Genomic DNA, 14,352 nt, shown 5'->3' with positions numbered 1-14,352 from the left:
GTCATGACGAGACAGCCGTTTCGGCCTAGGCCGGTTTGCCGAGCTGTGCTTCGGCAAGCAGGCGCACCAGCCAGTCGACGAAGACGCGCACCTTGTTGGAGAGGTGTCGGTTCGGCGGATAGACGATGTAGAGCGGAATGGGTTCGGAGCGCCAGCCGGGCAGAACGGGCACCAGCGCCCCGCTCGCCAGCGCCTCCGTCGCCATGAAGCGCGGCAGCGGCACGATGCCGAGGCCGGAGAGCGCGGCGGCGAGATAGCTGCGGGCATCGTTGACCGACACGATATAGCGGCTGTTGACCTCGATTTTTTCCGCGCCTTTCTCGAATTCGAAGGGCATGGTGCGGCCCGTCTGTGCGAGAAAGTAATTGACGCAATGATGCTCCCCGCCGAGATCCAGCGGATGCTCCGGCGCCCCGAAGATCTCCAGATAGGCAGGCGCGGCACAGGTAACCACGTCGATCTCCGCCACACGCCTTGCGATTAGCGACTGGTCGCCCGGCGCCCCGCCGCGCAGGGCGCAGTCGACGTTCTCGGCGAGATAATCCACCGTCCGGTCGCCGACCCCGAGGTCGATATGGATATCGGGATATTTCTTATGGAAATCGCCGAGCTTCGGGATGATCAGGAGGTCGGCGAAGGCCCCCGCCATCTCGACGCGCAGCCGGCCACGGGGGCTCGCATGGGAGTGCGAAAGGCTGCCGTCGAGTTCGTCGATCTCCGCGACGATCTGGATTGCACGCTCGTAATAAAGCGCGCCGTCCGTCGTCACCATCACCCGCCGCGTCGTGCGGTTGAGCAGCTTGGTCTGGAGATGGGTTTCCAGATTCTGGATGAGATTGCTCACCGTTGCCTTGGGCATGCCGAGCGCGGCGGAGGCCCGGGTGAAATTGCCGGTCTCGACCACACGGAGAAAGGCACGCATTGCGGAAAGCTGATCCATGGAACATTCCTGCGTCGGAAGCTATGATTGTTCGAAATTCTGGATAGTGAAGTCAGTTTTAGCACACTTATATCGCAGAGATCAGGTACGATATAAATGGTGAGGCCCCATTCTAATTCCAGTGCGGGGCGAGGGCGAGACGATGTCGGTAGAGATCAAGGACATGACGTTCGACAAGGTGGCCAGCGGCCCCGTGTCCGCGCGCGTCTATCAGGGAGCGGAGTTCGCCAAGGGCGCCCCCATCCTGCTCTACTTTCATGGCGGCGCTTTCCTCGAATCCGGTGTTGTCGAGTGCCCGCTTGCCGAAATGCTGGCTGCGACCGGTGCCATCGTCGCCGTGCCCGACTATAACGCGCCGGGTGGCGGGATCTTCCCCCAGCCGCTGGAAGTCGGCTTCTCGGTGTTTTCCTATCTCGCCAAGAAGTGTGCAGGCCTCGGCGACCGCAAGTCGCCGCTGCTCATCGGCGGCGAGGAAGCGGGCGGCAACATCGCCGCCGGCGTGGCGCTCAAGGCGCGCGACCACTTTGCCAACGAGCTCGACGGCCAGGTGCTCATCTCGCCGCTGCTCGATCCCTTCATGGGTACGACCTCCTTCCGCAGCGCCGATGAGATCGGGATGCGCGAGCGTTGGTCCAATGGCTGGAGCCATTATCTCAGCGGCGGCGTTTGCCACCCCTACGCCGCCCCGAGCCTCTGTTCACGGCTCTCGGGCGTCGCCCCGGCCCTTGTCCTGTCGGCGGCGGACGACCCGCTCCTCGACGAGGCGCAGGGTTATGCCGACCGTCTGAGGGCGTCGGGCGTCAAGGTTCAGCAGCATGTTCTTCCCGCGGGAACAGGCTGGTCTTCGATTTACAGCGGGAAATCCGATGTCACCGGAGCATGGCGAAACTCCCTCGCCGACCATTTCTCCGATTTCATCAAGGATATAAGCATTCACTAATTTGCATTGAGAACAAGCCGATAGAGCGTGGCCGGAAAGGCCGCAAGGAGAAGAGACAATGACGTCGAAGCGCAAACGCTGGGCCCTGACGGGCGCCGGCCTGGGACTGGCTGTGTCCGTTTCCGCCGCAGCCCTTTATTTCCAACTGCCGGGCAACGTCGCCCAGGCCGAAGCCACCGTGACGGCCGAAGTGCCGGCGGTGCCGGTCACGGTCGCCGTCGTCGAGAACCGCGATGTCGTTGCCTGGCAGGAGTTTTCCGGCCGCCTGGAGGCCATCGACCGCGTGCAGATCCGCTCGCGCGTCGCCGGCGCCATCGAGGCGGTGAATTTCCGCGAAGGCGCATTGGTGAAGGCGGGCGACCTGCTCTTCACCATCGACCAGGAGCCCTACAAGACAGCGGTGACGCAGGCCGAAGGCCAGTACGCCTCCGCCGAAGCGCGGGTGAAACTCGCCTCGATCGAGCTGGAACGCGGTGAGCGGCTTGCCAAGAGCAACAGCGTCTCGCAGAGCGAGGTCGATCAGCGCCAGAACGCGCTGGCCGAGGCCCGCGCCGCGCTGAAGACGGCGCAAGCCGCCCTGCATGCCGCAAAGCTCCAGCTCGGCTATACCGAAGTGCGCGCACCGGTCGCCGGCCGTGTCGGCAAAGTGGAGATCACCGTCGGCAACCTCGTCGCCGAAGGCTCCGCCTCGCCGGCCCTGACGACGCTCGTCTCGGTCGATCCGATCTATGCCGGCTTCAATGTCAGCGAGGAGACGGTCGCCAAGGCGCTCGCCGCCCTGCCGGCCTCCGATGGCGCCCTGCCGCCGATCGACCAGATCCCGGTGGAAGTCGGCACGCTTGTCGACGAGGGCACGCCGATCCACGGCAAGCTCCAGCTCATCGGCAACGAGGTGGATGCGGCAAGCGGCACGATCACCGTGCGCGCCGTCTTCGACAATCCCGGCGGCCGGCTGATCCCCGGCCAGTTCGTGCGCATCCGCATGGGCGAGCCGAAGGCCGAGAGCAAGATCCTCGTCAGCGAGAAGGCCGTCGGCACGGACCAGGACAAGAAGTTCGTCTTCGTCATCGACAAGGACAACAAGGTGACCTACCGGCCGGTCGTGCTCGGCGGCCTCTCGGGCAATGAGCGCATCGTCGAAAGCGGCCTTTCCGGCGGTGACCGCATCGTCGTCAACGGCCTGCAGCGCATCCGCCCGGGTGTCGTCGTCGATCCGCAGGTGCAGGAGAACGTCGCCTCGGTGAAGTAAGCGGGCGGGTCGAGGTTCGGCCCCTCACCCTAACCCTCTCCCCGCAAGCGGGGAGAGGGGACGTGCCCGACGAACGGGCACGATAGGGAAAACCGGCGCGGCGTATCCCCTTCGCCCCGTTTACGGCGAGAAGGTGGCCGGCAGGCCGGATGAGGGGCCAGACCGACCGCGACGATCTTCCCTACGGAAGGCGTGGCGACCGCCATGACCAAAGATCGGCAGGACGCTCACCCGCCCTGCCCCAATGCAAGCAACAATCCCATACCCGCCGGCGGCGCATCGCCCGCCGGATGGGCCTGTTCGTCCCTGGAGAGGGGTCCTTTCGCCATGAATATCTCCCGTTTCTTCATCGATCGCCCGGTCTTTGCCGGTGTGCTGTCGATCCTCATCGTGGTCGCCGGCCTGATCGGCATGCGCGCCCTGCCGATCTCCGAATATCCCGAGGTCGTTCCGCCCTCGATCGTCGTGCGCGCCACCTATCCCGGTGCAAACCCGGTCGTCATTTCCGAAACCGTCGCGACACCGCTCGAAGAGCAGATCAACGGCGTCGAGGACATGCTGTACATGAACAGCCAGGCGACCTCCGACGGCGTCCTGACGCTGACGGTCACCTTCAAGCTCGGCACCGACCCGGACAAGGCCCAGCAGCTCGTGCAGAACCGCGTGTCGCAGGCCGAACCGCGCCTTCCCGCCGAAGTGCGCGCGCTCGGCGTCACCACGGTCAAAAGCTCGCCCGACTTCATCATGGTGGTGAACCTCGTCTCGAAGACCGACCGCTACGACATCACCTATCTGCGCAACTATGCCACGCTGAACATCAAGGACCGCCTCGCCCGCATCGAAGGCGTCGGCCAGGTCCAGGTGTTCGGCGCGGGCGACTATGCGATGCGCGTCTGGATCGACCCGCAGAAGGCGGCCGAACATGCGCTCGCCGCCAGCGACATTTCCAACGCCATCCGCGAACAGAACGTCCAGGCGGCCGCTGGCATCATCGGTGCCTCGCCGACGTCCAGCGACGTCAACCTCCAGCTCAACGTCAACGCGCAAGGCCGCCTTCGCACGCCGGAAGAGTTCGGCAACATCATTGTGAAGACCGGCACGGAAGGCGAGATTACCCGCCTTCGCGACGTCGCGCGCATCGAGATGGGCGCGGCCGACTATTCGCTGCGCTCGCTGCTCGACGGCGAGCCGGCCGTCGCCGTCGCCGTGCTCCAGGCGCCAGGCTCGAACGCCATCGAGATCGCCGACAACGTGCGCGCCACGATGGACCAGCTCCAGCTCGCCATGCCCGAAGGCGTGAAATACGAGATCGTCTACGACACGACGGAATTCGTGCGCGCCTCGATCGAAAAGGTCGTCGATACGCTGCTCGAAGCGATCGCCCTGGTCGTGCTCGTCGTCATCGTCTTCCTCCAGACCTGGCGCGCCTCGATCATCCCGCTGCTCGCCGTCCCGGTCTCGATCATCGGCACCTTCGCCGTCATGTATGCCTTCGGCTTCTCGGTGAACGCGCTGACGCTCTTCGGTCTCGTTCTCGCCATCGGCATCGTGGTGGACGACGCGATCGTCGTCGTCGAAAACGTCGAGCGCAACATCGAGAACGGCCTCACCCCGCGCGAAGCCACCTACCGGGCGATGCGCGAAGTCTCCGGCCCGATCATCGCCATCGCGCTGGTGCTCGTCGCGGTCTTCGTGCCGCTCGCCTTCATCAGCGGCCTTTCCGGCCAGTTCTACCGCCAGTTCGCGCTGACCATCGCCATCTCGACGGTCATCTCCGCCATCAACTCGCTGACGCTTTCCCCGGCATTGGCGGCTCTTCTCCTGAAGGACCATCATGCGCCGAAGGATTGGCTGACGCGGATCATGGACGGCCTGTTCGGCTGGTTCTTCCGCGGCTTCAACCGTGCCTTCAACGCTGCCGGCAAGGGGTACGGCCGCAGCGTCGGCGGGCTGGTCTCGCGCAAGTCGCTGGTCATGGCGGTCTATCTCGCCCTCGTCGGCGCGACCTATGCGGTGTTCAACGCCGTGCCCGGCGGCTTCGTGCCGGCACAGGACAAGCAGTATCTCATCGGCTTCGCACAGCTTCCTGACGGCGCCACCCTCGACCGCACGGAAGAGGTCATCAAGAAGATGAGCGAGATCGCGCTGGAACAGCCGGGCGTCGAACACGCCATCGCCTTCCCGGGCCTCTCCATCAACGGCTTCACCATCGGCTCGAACTCCGGCATCGTCTTCGCCTCGCTCGCCCCCTTCGAGGAGCGCACGACGCCGGAGCTTTCCGGCGGTGCCATCGCCATGCAGCTCAACCAGAAATTCTCCGGCATCCAGGACGCCTTCATCGCCATGTTCCCGCCGCCGCCGGTCAACGGCCTCGGCACGACGGGCGGTTTCAAGCTGCAGATCGAAGACCGCGCCGGCCTCGGCTATGGCGCGCTCAACGAGGCGACCCAGGCGTTCCTCGCCAAAGCCTACCAGACGCCGGAGCTGGCGGGCCTGTTCTCCAGCTTCCAGATCAACGTGCCGCAGCTCTATGCCGACCTCGACCGCTCCAAGGCCCAGCAGCTCGGCGTGCGCGTGACCGACGTGTTCGAGACGTTGCAGATCTATCTCGGCTCGCTCTACGTCAACGACTTCAACGCCTTCGGCCGCACCTATTCGGTGCGTGTCCAGGCCGACTCCGCCTTCCGCGCCAAACCGGAAGACATCGGCCAGTTGAAAGTGCGCTCGCAGACCGGCGAGATGATCCCGCTCGCCGCGCTCCTGAAGGTGGATGCGACGACCGGGCCGGAGCGCACCACGCGCTACAACGGCTTCCTTGCCGCCGACATCAACGGCGGCCCGGCCCCGGGCTTCTCCTCCGGCCAGGCACAGGCCGCGGTGGAAAGGATCGCCGCGGAAACCCTGCCATCAGGCATCGACTTCGAATGGACGGACCTCACCTACCAGCAAATCCTTGCCGGCAATTCGAGCATCGTCGTCTTCCCGCTGGCGCTGCTCCTGGTCTACCTGGTGCTTGCCGCGCAATATGAAAGCCTGACGCTGCCGATCGCCATCATCATGATCGTGCCGATGGGCGTGCTCGCGGCGCTCGCCGGGGTCTGGTATACGGGCGGCGACAACAACGTCTTCACCCAGATCGGCCTCGTGGTTCTGGTGGGCCTGTCGGCGAAGAACGCCATCCTGATCGTCGAGTTCGCACGCGAACTGGAATTCGAGGGCAGGACACCCGTCCAGGCCGCGATCGAAGCCAGCCGCCTGCGCCTGCGCCCGATCCTGATGACCTCCATGGCCTTCATCATGGGCGTCGTGCCGCTGGTGCTCTCGACCGGCGCGGGTGCCGAAATGCGCGCCGCCATGGGCCTTGCCGTGTTCTCCGGTATGATCGGCGTCACCTTCTTCGGCATCTTCATGACGCCGGTGTTCTACGTGCAGCTGCGGCGCCTCGCGGGCAACCGCCCGCTGGTGCAGCACGGCAAGTCGACGATGGAAGGGGAAAGCGAGGCGCACGCGGCGTAAAGCCAAAAACCCCTCCCCAGAATGTGTGGGCGGAGGGCGGTGCGACAACACAAAAGGCCGGAGGGAAATCCTCCGGCCTTTTTTACATGACGGAATGCTTTCAAGCCGCCAGATGCTCGAACAGCCGGGCAACCGCCTCCGCACCCGGATCGACATGGCCCTCCAACTGCTTCGCATTGATGTAGGCCGCCCGCCCGGCCTTCGCCCGCGTCAGCGTCGCGGTGAAGTTCGCGCCCTGCCTTGCCGCACCCGCAGCGGCGGCAACACTCTCGCCGAGCGCTTCGAGCGCCGGGGAGAGCGCATCGACCATGGTGCGGTCGCCGATATGCGCGCCGCCGATCTCCTGCATGCGGGCAAGGCCCGCGCGCAACGCCTCGCGCATCGGCAGGCCGCTGGAGGCGCCGTCACCGGCGGCGGCGAAGAAGATGGCGAGCAGCACGCCGGAGGAGCCGCCCATCGTCTGGCTCAGCTCCTGGCCGATGGCGCGCAGGAGCTGCGTGTGGTCGGAGAGCGGCAGACGGTCGATGGCGCTGATCAGCGCGCGGGCGGCGCCGGCCAGCGTCGAGCCGGTGTCGCCGTCGCCGGATTTGGCGTCGAGGGCGTTGAGGTCCTGTTCGGCGGCGATGAGGACATTGCAGCAATCGATGACGAAGGCGCGGGTCGCTTCGTGGTGCGAGGCCATCGGCGTGATTGGCGTCAGGCCGTCCGGCAGGGCGGCGATGGCGATCGGCCGGATTTCCGAAACGCCGGGCCAGGCAGCGATCGGCACGGGGGTTTTCAGGAGTTCCAGCTCGGCCGCGTCGACGGGGAAGACGGAGATCGAAAAACCCTGCATGTCGAGCGAGGTCATCAGCGGCGCGGGGCCGATGGCGTGGGTGATCTTTGCACCGATGGAAGAGCCGAGGAGGTCATGGGCGAGCACCGACATTTCCACCACCGAGGCGCCGCCGAGATTGTTGATCAGCGCGACATGCGGCCCCTCGCCCATGACGGCGGCGAGCCGCTCGACCATGGTGGCGACGGCGGCGCGGGCACCGGTGAAGTCGATCTGCTCGACGCCCGCCTCACCATGGATGCCGAGGCCGAGTTCAGCCTTGCCGTCGGGAATGCGGTCCTCCTTCGGCGAGCCGGGCACGCGGCAGGTATCGAGCGACATACCGATGGAGCGCGTGCCGGTGATGACGTGCCTGGCGGCTTTCGTGACCGTGTCGAGGTCGGCGCCCTGTTCGGCGAGCGCGCCGGCGATCTTGTGCACGAAGAGCGTGCCCGCGACGCCGCGGGCCTGCGGCAGGTCGGGCAGCGCGATGTCGTCGCCGACGATGACCATCGAGACGTTGAGGCCGAAGGCGCGGGCGCGCTCGGCGGCAAGGCCGAAATTGAGGCGGTCGCCGGTGTAGTTCTTGACGATGAGGAGACATCCGGCGGGGCCGGTGACCGCCAGAATGCCGGCGAGCACGGCGTCGACGCTCGGCGAGGCAAAGACGTCGCCGCAGACGGCGGCAGTCAGCATGCCCTTGCCGACGAAGCCGACATGGGCGGGCTCGTGGCCCGAGCCGCCGCCGGAGACGATCGCCACCTTCGACTTGTCCCAGTCGCTGCGCAGGACGACGCGGATATGCGGATAGCCGTCGAGCCGGGTCAGCGCCCCGCCGGAAAGGGCCAGCACCCCGTCGATCGCCTCGGTGACGACGTCTTCGCGCTTGTTGATGAATTGCGCCATGGTTGTTGTTCTCCCTAAGCTAAACGCATGCCGGCGGCGTCGAAATAGAGCGGCCGCGACGGTTGGATTTTTATGGTCTCGCCGCCCCGAAGCGGCGTCTGGGCGTCGGTGACGGTGATGAGGTCGTGCCGCTTGAAGGTGAGGTGCAGGCGGGTCTGGTCGCCGAGATGCTCGACGCGCTTGACCAGCGCCTCCTCCCCTTCCCCTTGCGATATATGCTCCGGGCGAAGGCCGATGTTCTTCGCCCCCGCCGGCGCGCCGGCAAAGAGATCGGCCGGCAGCACGTTGATGCGCGGCTGGCCGAGGCGGGTGGCGGCATAGATGCTGACGGGCTGCTCATAAACCTCGCGCGGCGAGCCGAACTGCACCAGCCTGCCCTCGTTCAGCACGCCGACATGGGTCGCCATGGTCATCGCCTCGATCTGGTCGTGGGTGACATAGAGCAGCGTCGCACCCGACTTCGCCTGGATGCGCTTCAATTCGATGCGCAGGTCCGCCCTAAGTTTCGCGTCGAGCGAACTCAGCGGCTCGTCCATCAGGAAAATTTCCGGATTGCGCACCAGCGCGCGGCCGATGGAGACGCGCTGCATTTCGCCGCCCGAAAGCGCCGTCGCCTTGTTCTCCAGCTTGTGGGCGATTTGCAGGACCTCGGCGACCTCCCGGACCTTCCGGTCGATCGCCGCACGCGGCGTCTTCAGCAGCGGGGATTTCAGCGGGAACTCCAGGTTCTGGCGGACGGTGAGGTGCGGATAGAGCGAATATTGCTGAAACACCATGGCGACATTGCGCTCGGCCGGCGACAGGCCCTTCATCGGCCGGCCGTCGATGAAGACCTCGCCGCTGTCGGGCGCATCGAGGCCGGAGACCATGCGCAGCGTGGTCGTCTTGCCCGCGCCCGTCGGGCCGAGCAGCACGACGAAGGAGCCGTCCGGCACCGTCAGCGAGACATTGTCGAGCGCGACGGTGTCGCCGAAGCGTTTCGTGACGTTTTCAAGCACGATCTCAGCCATGGGCCAGCACTCCTTCATTGCCCTCTGACAGGAGGGCCTTGCCGCTTTCCGCATCGAACAGCGAGAGGGTTCGCGCGTCGAAATCGAGGCCGACCAGCTCGTCCTCGCGCACCCTATGGCCGGAGGAAATGCGCGCCTTCAGCTCGCCGTGCCCCGTCGAGAGCGTGACGATCTGCGTCGTGCCGAGATATTCGACGGCGCTGACCCGGCCGCGATAAGACGCATCGTCGCGGAATTTTACATGTTCCGGGCGCACGCCGAGCGTCAGGCGGCCGGCGCGGCCCTCCCGCGCGGCAGGCACGGTCATCCTGACGCCACCGAGATCGACGCTGGTGCCACCGATGCCGATCATGCCTTCGAAATCGAGGAAATTCATCGAGGGCGAACCGATGAACTGGGCGACGAATTTCGTCGCCGGCCAGTCGTAGATCTGCTGCGGCTTGCCGAACTGTTCGACGACGCCGTGGTTCATCACGACGATCTTGTCGCCCATCTGCATGGCTTCGAGCTGGTCGTGCGTGACATAGACGGTGGTTGCGCCCATGCGGTCGTGCAGCGCGCGCAGTTCTTCCGCCATGTGCTCGCGGAATTCGGCGTCGAGCGCGCCGAGCGGCTCGTCCATGAAGAAGGCTTTTGGCCGGCGCACGATGGCCCTGCCGAGCGCCACGCGCTGGCGGTCGCCGCCCGAGAGCCCGCCGACGGGTTTTTCGAGGATATGCTCGATCTTGAGGATGCGGGCGACCTCGGCAACGCGGGTCTTCACCTCCTCGCGCTTCATGCCTTGGCTGACCAGCGGATAGGAGATGTTCTTGCGTACGTTCATGTGCGGGTAGAGCGCGAACATCTGGAAGACGAAGGCGATGTCGCGCTGGCTCGCCGGCTTCATGCCGACTTCCTCGCCGTCGATGAAGATTTCGCCCGAGGTCGGCAGTTCGAGGCCGGCCATCATGCGCAGCGTCGTCGTCTTGCCGCAGCCGGAGGGGCCGAGCAGCATGAAGAACTCGCCGTCCTCAATGGTGAAGGAGGAGGAGCGCACGGCGGTGAAGGCGCCGAATTCCTTGCGCACGTTCTGGATCCTGATTTGCGCCATGGGCCTACTCCGGAAAATGGCTGACGATGATGAACATCACCGTGCCCAGCAGGGTTATGACGAAGGACCAGGAATAGAGCGCGAGCGCGAAGGGCTGCATGAGCATGGTGACGCCCGCGGCGATCAGCACCGAGGCCAGCATTTCCCAGGCGCTGCGCCGAAAATGCAGGAGGCCGTTGAAAAATCGTGTCATTTGCGGACTGCTCCGAAGGTGATGCCGCGCAGCAGATGTTTGCGCAGAAGGATGGTGAACACCATGACCGGCACGAGGAAGAGCGTCGCGCCGGCGGCGACGGCGGGCCAATCCTGGCCGCTGACGCCGATGATGGTGGGAATGAAGGGCGGTGCCGTCTGGGCGTTGCCAGATGTCAACAAAACGGCGAAGGCATATTCGTTCCAGGCGAAGATCAGGCAGAAGATCGCGGTGGAGGCGATGCCCGTCGCCGCCTGCGGCAGCACGACCTTGTAGAAGGCCTGGAAGCGGGTGTAGCCGTCGATCAGCGCCGCCTCCTCGTATTCGACGGGGATCTCGTCGATGAAGCCTTTCAGCAGCCAGACGGAGAGCGACAGGTTCACCGCCGTATAGAGCAGGATCATGCCGGCATGGGTGTCGCTGAGGCCGAGCGAGCGGAACATCAGGAAGATCGGGATGGCGACGGCGATGGGCGGCATCATGCGGGTGGAGAGGATGAAGAACAGGAGATCGTCCTTCAGCGGCACCTTGAAGCGCGAGAAGGCATAGGCCGCAGCCGTGCCGAGCACGATACACAGCACCGTCGAGCCGAAGCCGATGATGACGGAATTGGTGAACCGTTCGGCAAAACGCGAGGGGCCGGAAATGACGAGCCCGTCCTTGCGCACCAGCTTGTCGTACCAGGTTGTGGGTTCGCCCAGCGCCTGCAACTGTTCGGGCGACAGCCGGGTGCGCGTGGTGAAGACGTTGACGTAACCCTCGACCGTCGGCGTGAAGAACGTCTTGGGCGGATAGGCGATGGCGTCGGAGGGGGTCTTGAAGCTGGTGCCGATGATCCAGACCAAGGGCAGGATGGTGATCAGCGCATAGCCGACGACCAGGATGCCTGCGACCCATTTCTGCCGCAGCGACGGCTCGGTGACGGAATAGCTGCTCATCGTTGTTTCACCTTGTTGAGCGCTTTGACATAGATCGAGGCGAGGCCGAAGACCGTGACGAAGAGGATGACGGCGTAGGCCGAGGCATAGCCGGTGCGCCACTTCTCGAAGGCCTCGCGCTTGAGGTTGATCGAGGTGAGTTCGGTGATCGAGCCGGGGCCGCCGCCTGTCAGTTGCACGACGAGGTCGAACATCTTGAAGTTCTCGATGCCGCGGAACAAGACGGCGAGCATCAGGAAGGGCAGGACGAGCGGGATGGTGATCGTCCAGAACTGCCGCCACTTGCTGGCGCGGTCGCATTCGGCGGCCTCATAGATGCTGCCGGGAATGGAGCGCAGGCCCGCAAGGCAGATCAGCATGACGAAGGGCGTCCACATCCAGGTATCGACGATGATGATCGCCCAGGGCGCCAGTTTGACGTCGCCGATCATCGAGAAGCTGGAGGGGTCCGCGCCGGTGAGGAAGCCGACCGCGTAATTGAACAGGCCGATCTGCGGCTGGTACAAAAAGGTCCAGAAATTGCCGACCACGGCCGGGCTCAGCATCATCGGCAGCACGATGATGGTGGTCCACAGATCGTTGCCGCGGAATTTCTTGTTGATGAGATAGGCGAGCGCGAAACCGATCAGCACCTGTAGCACGATGGTCCAGATCAGAAAATGCGCCGTCGCCTGCATGGTCAGCCAGATGTCGCGGTCCGACAGGATGTTCAGGTAGTTCTTCAGGCCGACGAACTCGACCTCGGCATTCGGCCGGTTGACGCGGAAATTGGTGAAACTCAGCCGGATGGTCCAGATGAGCGGGAAGATGTTGACCGCCAGCAGGAGCACGATCGACGGGGCGACGAAGAGCCAGGCGAGCGCGCGGTCGGACAGGCCGTGCATGCGTCTGGCGATGGAATGCGGCGTCGCCTCGGCGACCCGGTCCACGGAGGATTTCAGCATGGGTATTCCCCTAATATTTTTCGACTGAGCGGCGACAGAGCCGGGGGAACATTCCCGGCTCCGGCCGCGCCGTGGCCCGCTGGGAGGCGCGGGTACAGGGCGGAGTATGAAGGCGATCGGCGGTGATGCAATACGGTGCCGCTCTCCCTTCTCCCCCGCGGGGAGAAGGTGGCCCGAAGGGTCGGATGAGGGGGGCGCCGACGGATCACTCCGATTTTTGACGCCGTCGATCTCCCCTCATCCGCCTGCCGGCACCTTCCCCCCGCCGGGGAGAAGGGGATGGGGCAGCGTTTCCATCCCTAGGCGAGCGACCACCCGATGGCGTCAGTACTTGCCTTCGTCGTCAAACACCTGCGTCCAGTCCTTGACCAGACCATCGAGCGCATCCTTGGACGAACCCTGGCCGGCGACGACATAGTCGTGGAAGCGTTTCTGCGCCGCCTGGAGCAGCGAGGCATAGGCCGGCTCCGCCCAGAAATCCTGCACGATCGCCATGGAATCGAGGAAGGTCTGCGCATAGGGCTGGCTGGTGGCGAACTTCGGGTCCTCGACCACCTTCAGCAGCGCCGAATAGCCGCCCATCTCCCACCACTTCTGCTGGATGTCCGGCTGCGCGAACCACTTGATATAGGCGAGCGCATCCTCCTGCTTTTCCGAGGAGGAGACGACCGAGATGCCCTGGCCGCCGAGCTGGGCATAGGCGACACCGTCAGGCCCGGCCGGGTTCGGGAAATAACCCGACTTTTCGCCGCCGACATTGGCGTCGGCATGGATGCCCGGCCAGGTGAAGGCGAAGTTCATGTGCAGTGCGACCTGGCCGGATTTGTAGGCGTCGATGTCCTCCGACATATAGGCGTCGGAATGGCCGGGCGGCGTGCAGCAATCGTAGAGTTCCTTGTAGAACTCCAGCCCCTTCACCGCCTCGGCGGAGTTGACGTAGCCCTCCAGCTCATAGGGCTTTTCCGGGTTTTCGTATTTGAAGCCGAAGCTATAGAGCACATCCATGACGCCCATGGTGATGCCCTCGGAGCCGCGCTCCGTATAGATCGCCGCGCCATAGACGGTTTTGCCGTCGATCTCGCGCTTCTGGAAGAACTGCGCGATGTCCTTCAATTCGCCGAACGTTTTCGGCACCGCGAGCTCGCGGCCGTACTTCTCCTTGAATTCGGCCTGCAATTCCGGACGGGCGAACCAGTCCTTGCGGTAGCTCCAGCCGACGACGTCGCCGAAGGCCGGCAGCGCCCAGTAGTTCGGCGAGTTTTTCGGCCATTCGGCATAACCGACGACGGTCGCCGGGATGAAGTCGCTCATCTTGATCCCTTCCTTGTCGAAGAAATCGTTGAGCTTGACATATTGGCCGTTCTCCGCGGCGCCGCCGATCCACTGGCTGTCGCCGATCATGAGATCGCAGAGCTTGCCGCCGGAATTCAGCTCGTTGAGCATGCGGTCGGCAAAATTCGGCCACGGCACGAACTCGAATTTCATGGTGACGCCGCTCTTGGCCTCGAAATCCTTGCTGAGCTCGACGAGCGCGTTCGCCGGATCCCAGGCGGCCCAGCACAGCGTCAAGTCCTTGGCGCTCGCCTGACCGGTCGTTGCGACGCCGGCGGCCAGAAGCGCACCGAAAGCGGCCAATGTTTTTACGTTGCGAAATTTCATGGCGGGACCCTCCTCCCTCGCCTCCCGAGCCATCGGAAGGCTGAAAACGCCCGTTGCGGGCACATGACGCGGAATGACTTCCCGGCGGGCCTGTCTCCTCCGCGCCGCCTCTGCGGCACGCATTTTCCTCCTGCAAGCCGCGTCAGGAGTCAT

General features: G+C 64.7%; 11 protein-coding genes. 3 read left to right on the top strand and 8 right to left on the bottom strand.

Annotated features, from left to right (window positions below; translation table 11 throughout):
• Positions 1–25: 25 nt before the first annotated feature.
• On the bottom strand, positions 26–940 hold the full coding sequence (locus EXZ48_RS14545; RefSeq protein WP_050744364.1) for a LysR family transcriptional regulator: 915 nt from the start codon (positions 938–940) through the stop codon (positions 26–28).
• Positions 941–1,082: 142 nt separating this feature from the next.
• On the opposite strand from EXZ48_RS14545, the gene EXZ48_RS14540 reads away from it, so the two are divergent.
• From EXZ48_RS14540 to EXZ48_RS14530, 3 genes are all read left to right on the top strand, one after another.
• Entirely contained in the window at positions 1,083–1,880 is a 798-nt protein-coding gene (locus EXZ48_RS14540; protein WP_050744363.1) for an alpha/beta hydrolase fold domain-containing protein, read from the top strand.
• Positions 1,881–1,938: 58 nt separating this feature from the next.
• Positions 1,939–3,129, top strand: a complete 1,191-nt coding sequence (locus EXZ48_RS14535; protein ID WP_130516625.1) for an efflux RND transporter periplasmic adaptor subunit — start codon at positions 1,939–1,941, stop codon at positions 3,127–3,129.
• A 327-nt stretch (positions 3,130–3,456) separates the two neighbouring features.
• Positions 3,457–6,645: an efflux RND transporter permease subunit gene (locus EXZ48_RS14530; protein WP_130516624.1), complete on the top strand. Its 3,189-nt coding sequence runs from the start codon at positions 3,457–3,459 to the stop codon at positions 6,643–6,645.
• A gap of 100 nt (positions 6,646–6,745) precedes the next feature.
• Here the strand turns inward: EXZ48_RS14530 and EXZ48_RS14525 are convergent, their stop codons facing one another.
• The 7 genes from EXZ48_RS14525 to EXZ48_RS14495 form a co-directional block, all read right to left on the bottom strand.
• Positions 6,746–8,365, bottom strand: a complete 1,620-nt coding sequence (locus EXZ48_RS14525) for a dihydroxyacetone kinase subunit DhaK (RefSeq protein ID WP_130516623.1) — start codon at positions 8,363–8,365, stop codon at positions 6,746–6,748.
• Between the two features lie 14 nt (positions 8,366–8,379).
• A complete protein-coding gene (locus EXZ48_RS14520; protein ID WP_130516622.1) occupies positions 8,380–9,375 on the bottom strand; it encodes an ABC transporter ATP-binding protein in 996 nt (331 codons plus the stop codon).
• Positions 9,368–10,465, bottom strand: a complete 1,098-nt coding sequence (locus EXZ48_RS14515) for an ABC transporter ATP-binding protein (RefSeq protein ID WP_130516621.1) — start codon at positions 10,463–10,465, stop codon at positions 9,368–9,370. The genes EXZ48_RS14520 and EXZ48_RS14515 overlap by 8 nt, the downstream gene beginning before the upstream one ends.
• A 4-nt stretch (positions 10,466–10,469) precedes the next feature.
• Positions 10,470–10,658: a hypothetical protein gene (locus EXZ48_RS14510; RefSeq protein ID WP_130516620.1), complete on the bottom strand. Its 189-nt coding sequence runs from the start codon at positions 10,656–10,658 to the stop codon at positions 10,470–10,472.
• On the bottom strand, positions 10,655–11,596 hold the full coding sequence (locus EXZ48_RS14505) for a carbohydrate ABC transporter permease (protein WP_023516418.1): 942 nt from the start codon (positions 11,594–11,596) through the stop codon (positions 10,655–10,657). The genes EXZ48_RS14510 and EXZ48_RS14505 overlap by 4 nt, the downstream gene beginning before the upstream one ends.
• Positions 11,593–12,540, bottom strand: a complete 948-nt coding sequence (locus tag EXZ48_RS14500) for a carbohydrate ABC transporter permease (protein ID WP_050744356.1) — start codon at positions 12,538–12,540, stop codon at positions 11,593–11,595. Before EXZ48_RS14500 ends, EXZ48_RS14505 begins: the two co-directional genes overlap by 4 nt.
• A gap of 324 nt (positions 12,541–12,864) precedes the next feature.
• A complete protein-coding gene (locus tag EXZ48_RS14495) occupies positions 12,865–14,199 on the bottom strand; it encodes an ABC transporter substrate-binding protein (protein WP_037406593.1) in 1,335 nt (444 codons plus the stop codon).
• Between the last annotated feature and the right edge of the window lie 153 nt (positions 14,200–14,352).

It is taken from the genome of Shinella sp. JR1-6, from assembly GCF_004284735.1.
In the GTDB taxonomy this organism is placed as follows: domain Bacteria; phylum Pseudomonadota; class Alphaproteobacteria; order Rhizobiales; family Rhizobiaceae; genus Shinella.
The sequence above is the reverse complement of the archived record's forward strand: the minus strand, read 5'-3'. Positions and strand labels throughout refer to the sequence as shown.

Bases quoted from the DNA above. Each gene is read 5' to 3' on its own strand.
- EXZ48_RS14545 (WP_050744364.1), bottom strand. From the start codon at position 940: ATGGATCAGCTTTCCGCAATGCGTGCCTTTCTCCGTGTGGTCGAGACC.
- EXZ48_RS14540 (WP_050744363.1), top strand. From the start codon at position 1,083: ATGTCGGTAGAGATCAAGGACATGACGTTCGACAAGGTGGCCAGCGGC.
- EXZ48_RS14535 (WP_130516625.1), top strand. From the start codon at position 1,939: ATGACGTCGAAGCGCAAACGCTGGGCCCTGACGGGCGCCGGCCTGGGA.
- EXZ48_RS14530 (WP_130516624.1), top strand. From the start codon at position 3,457: ATGAATATCTCCCGTTTCTTCATCGATCGCCCGGTCTTTGCCGGTGTG.
- EXZ48_RS14525 (WP_130516623.1), bottom strand. From the start codon at position 8,365: ATGGCGCAATTCATCAACAAGCGCGAAGACGTCGTCACCGAGGCGATC.
- EXZ48_RS14520 (WP_130516622.1), bottom strand. From the start codon at position 9,375: ATGGCTGAGATCGTGCTTGAAAACGTCACGAAACGCTTCGGCGACACC.
- EXZ48_RS14515 (WP_130516621.1), bottom strand. From the start codon at position 10,465: ATGGCGCAAATCAGGATCCAGAACGTGCGCAAGGAATTCGGCGCCTTC.
- EXZ48_RS14510 (WP_130516620.1), bottom strand. From the start codon at position 10,658: ATGACACGATTTTTCAACGGCCTCCTGCATTTTCGGCGCAGCGCCTGG.
- EXZ48_RS14505 (WP_023516418.1), bottom strand. From the start codon at position 11,596: ATGAGCAGCTATTCCGTCACCGAGCCGTCGCTGCGGCAGAAATGGGTC.
- EXZ48_RS14500 (WP_050744356.1), bottom strand. From the start codon at position 12,540: ATGCTGAAATCCTCCGTGGACCGGGTCGCCGAGGCGACGCCGCATTCC.
- EXZ48_RS14495 (WP_037406593.1), bottom strand. From the start codon at position 14,199: ATGAAATTTCGCAACGTAAAAACATTGGCCGCTTTCGGTGCGCTTCTG.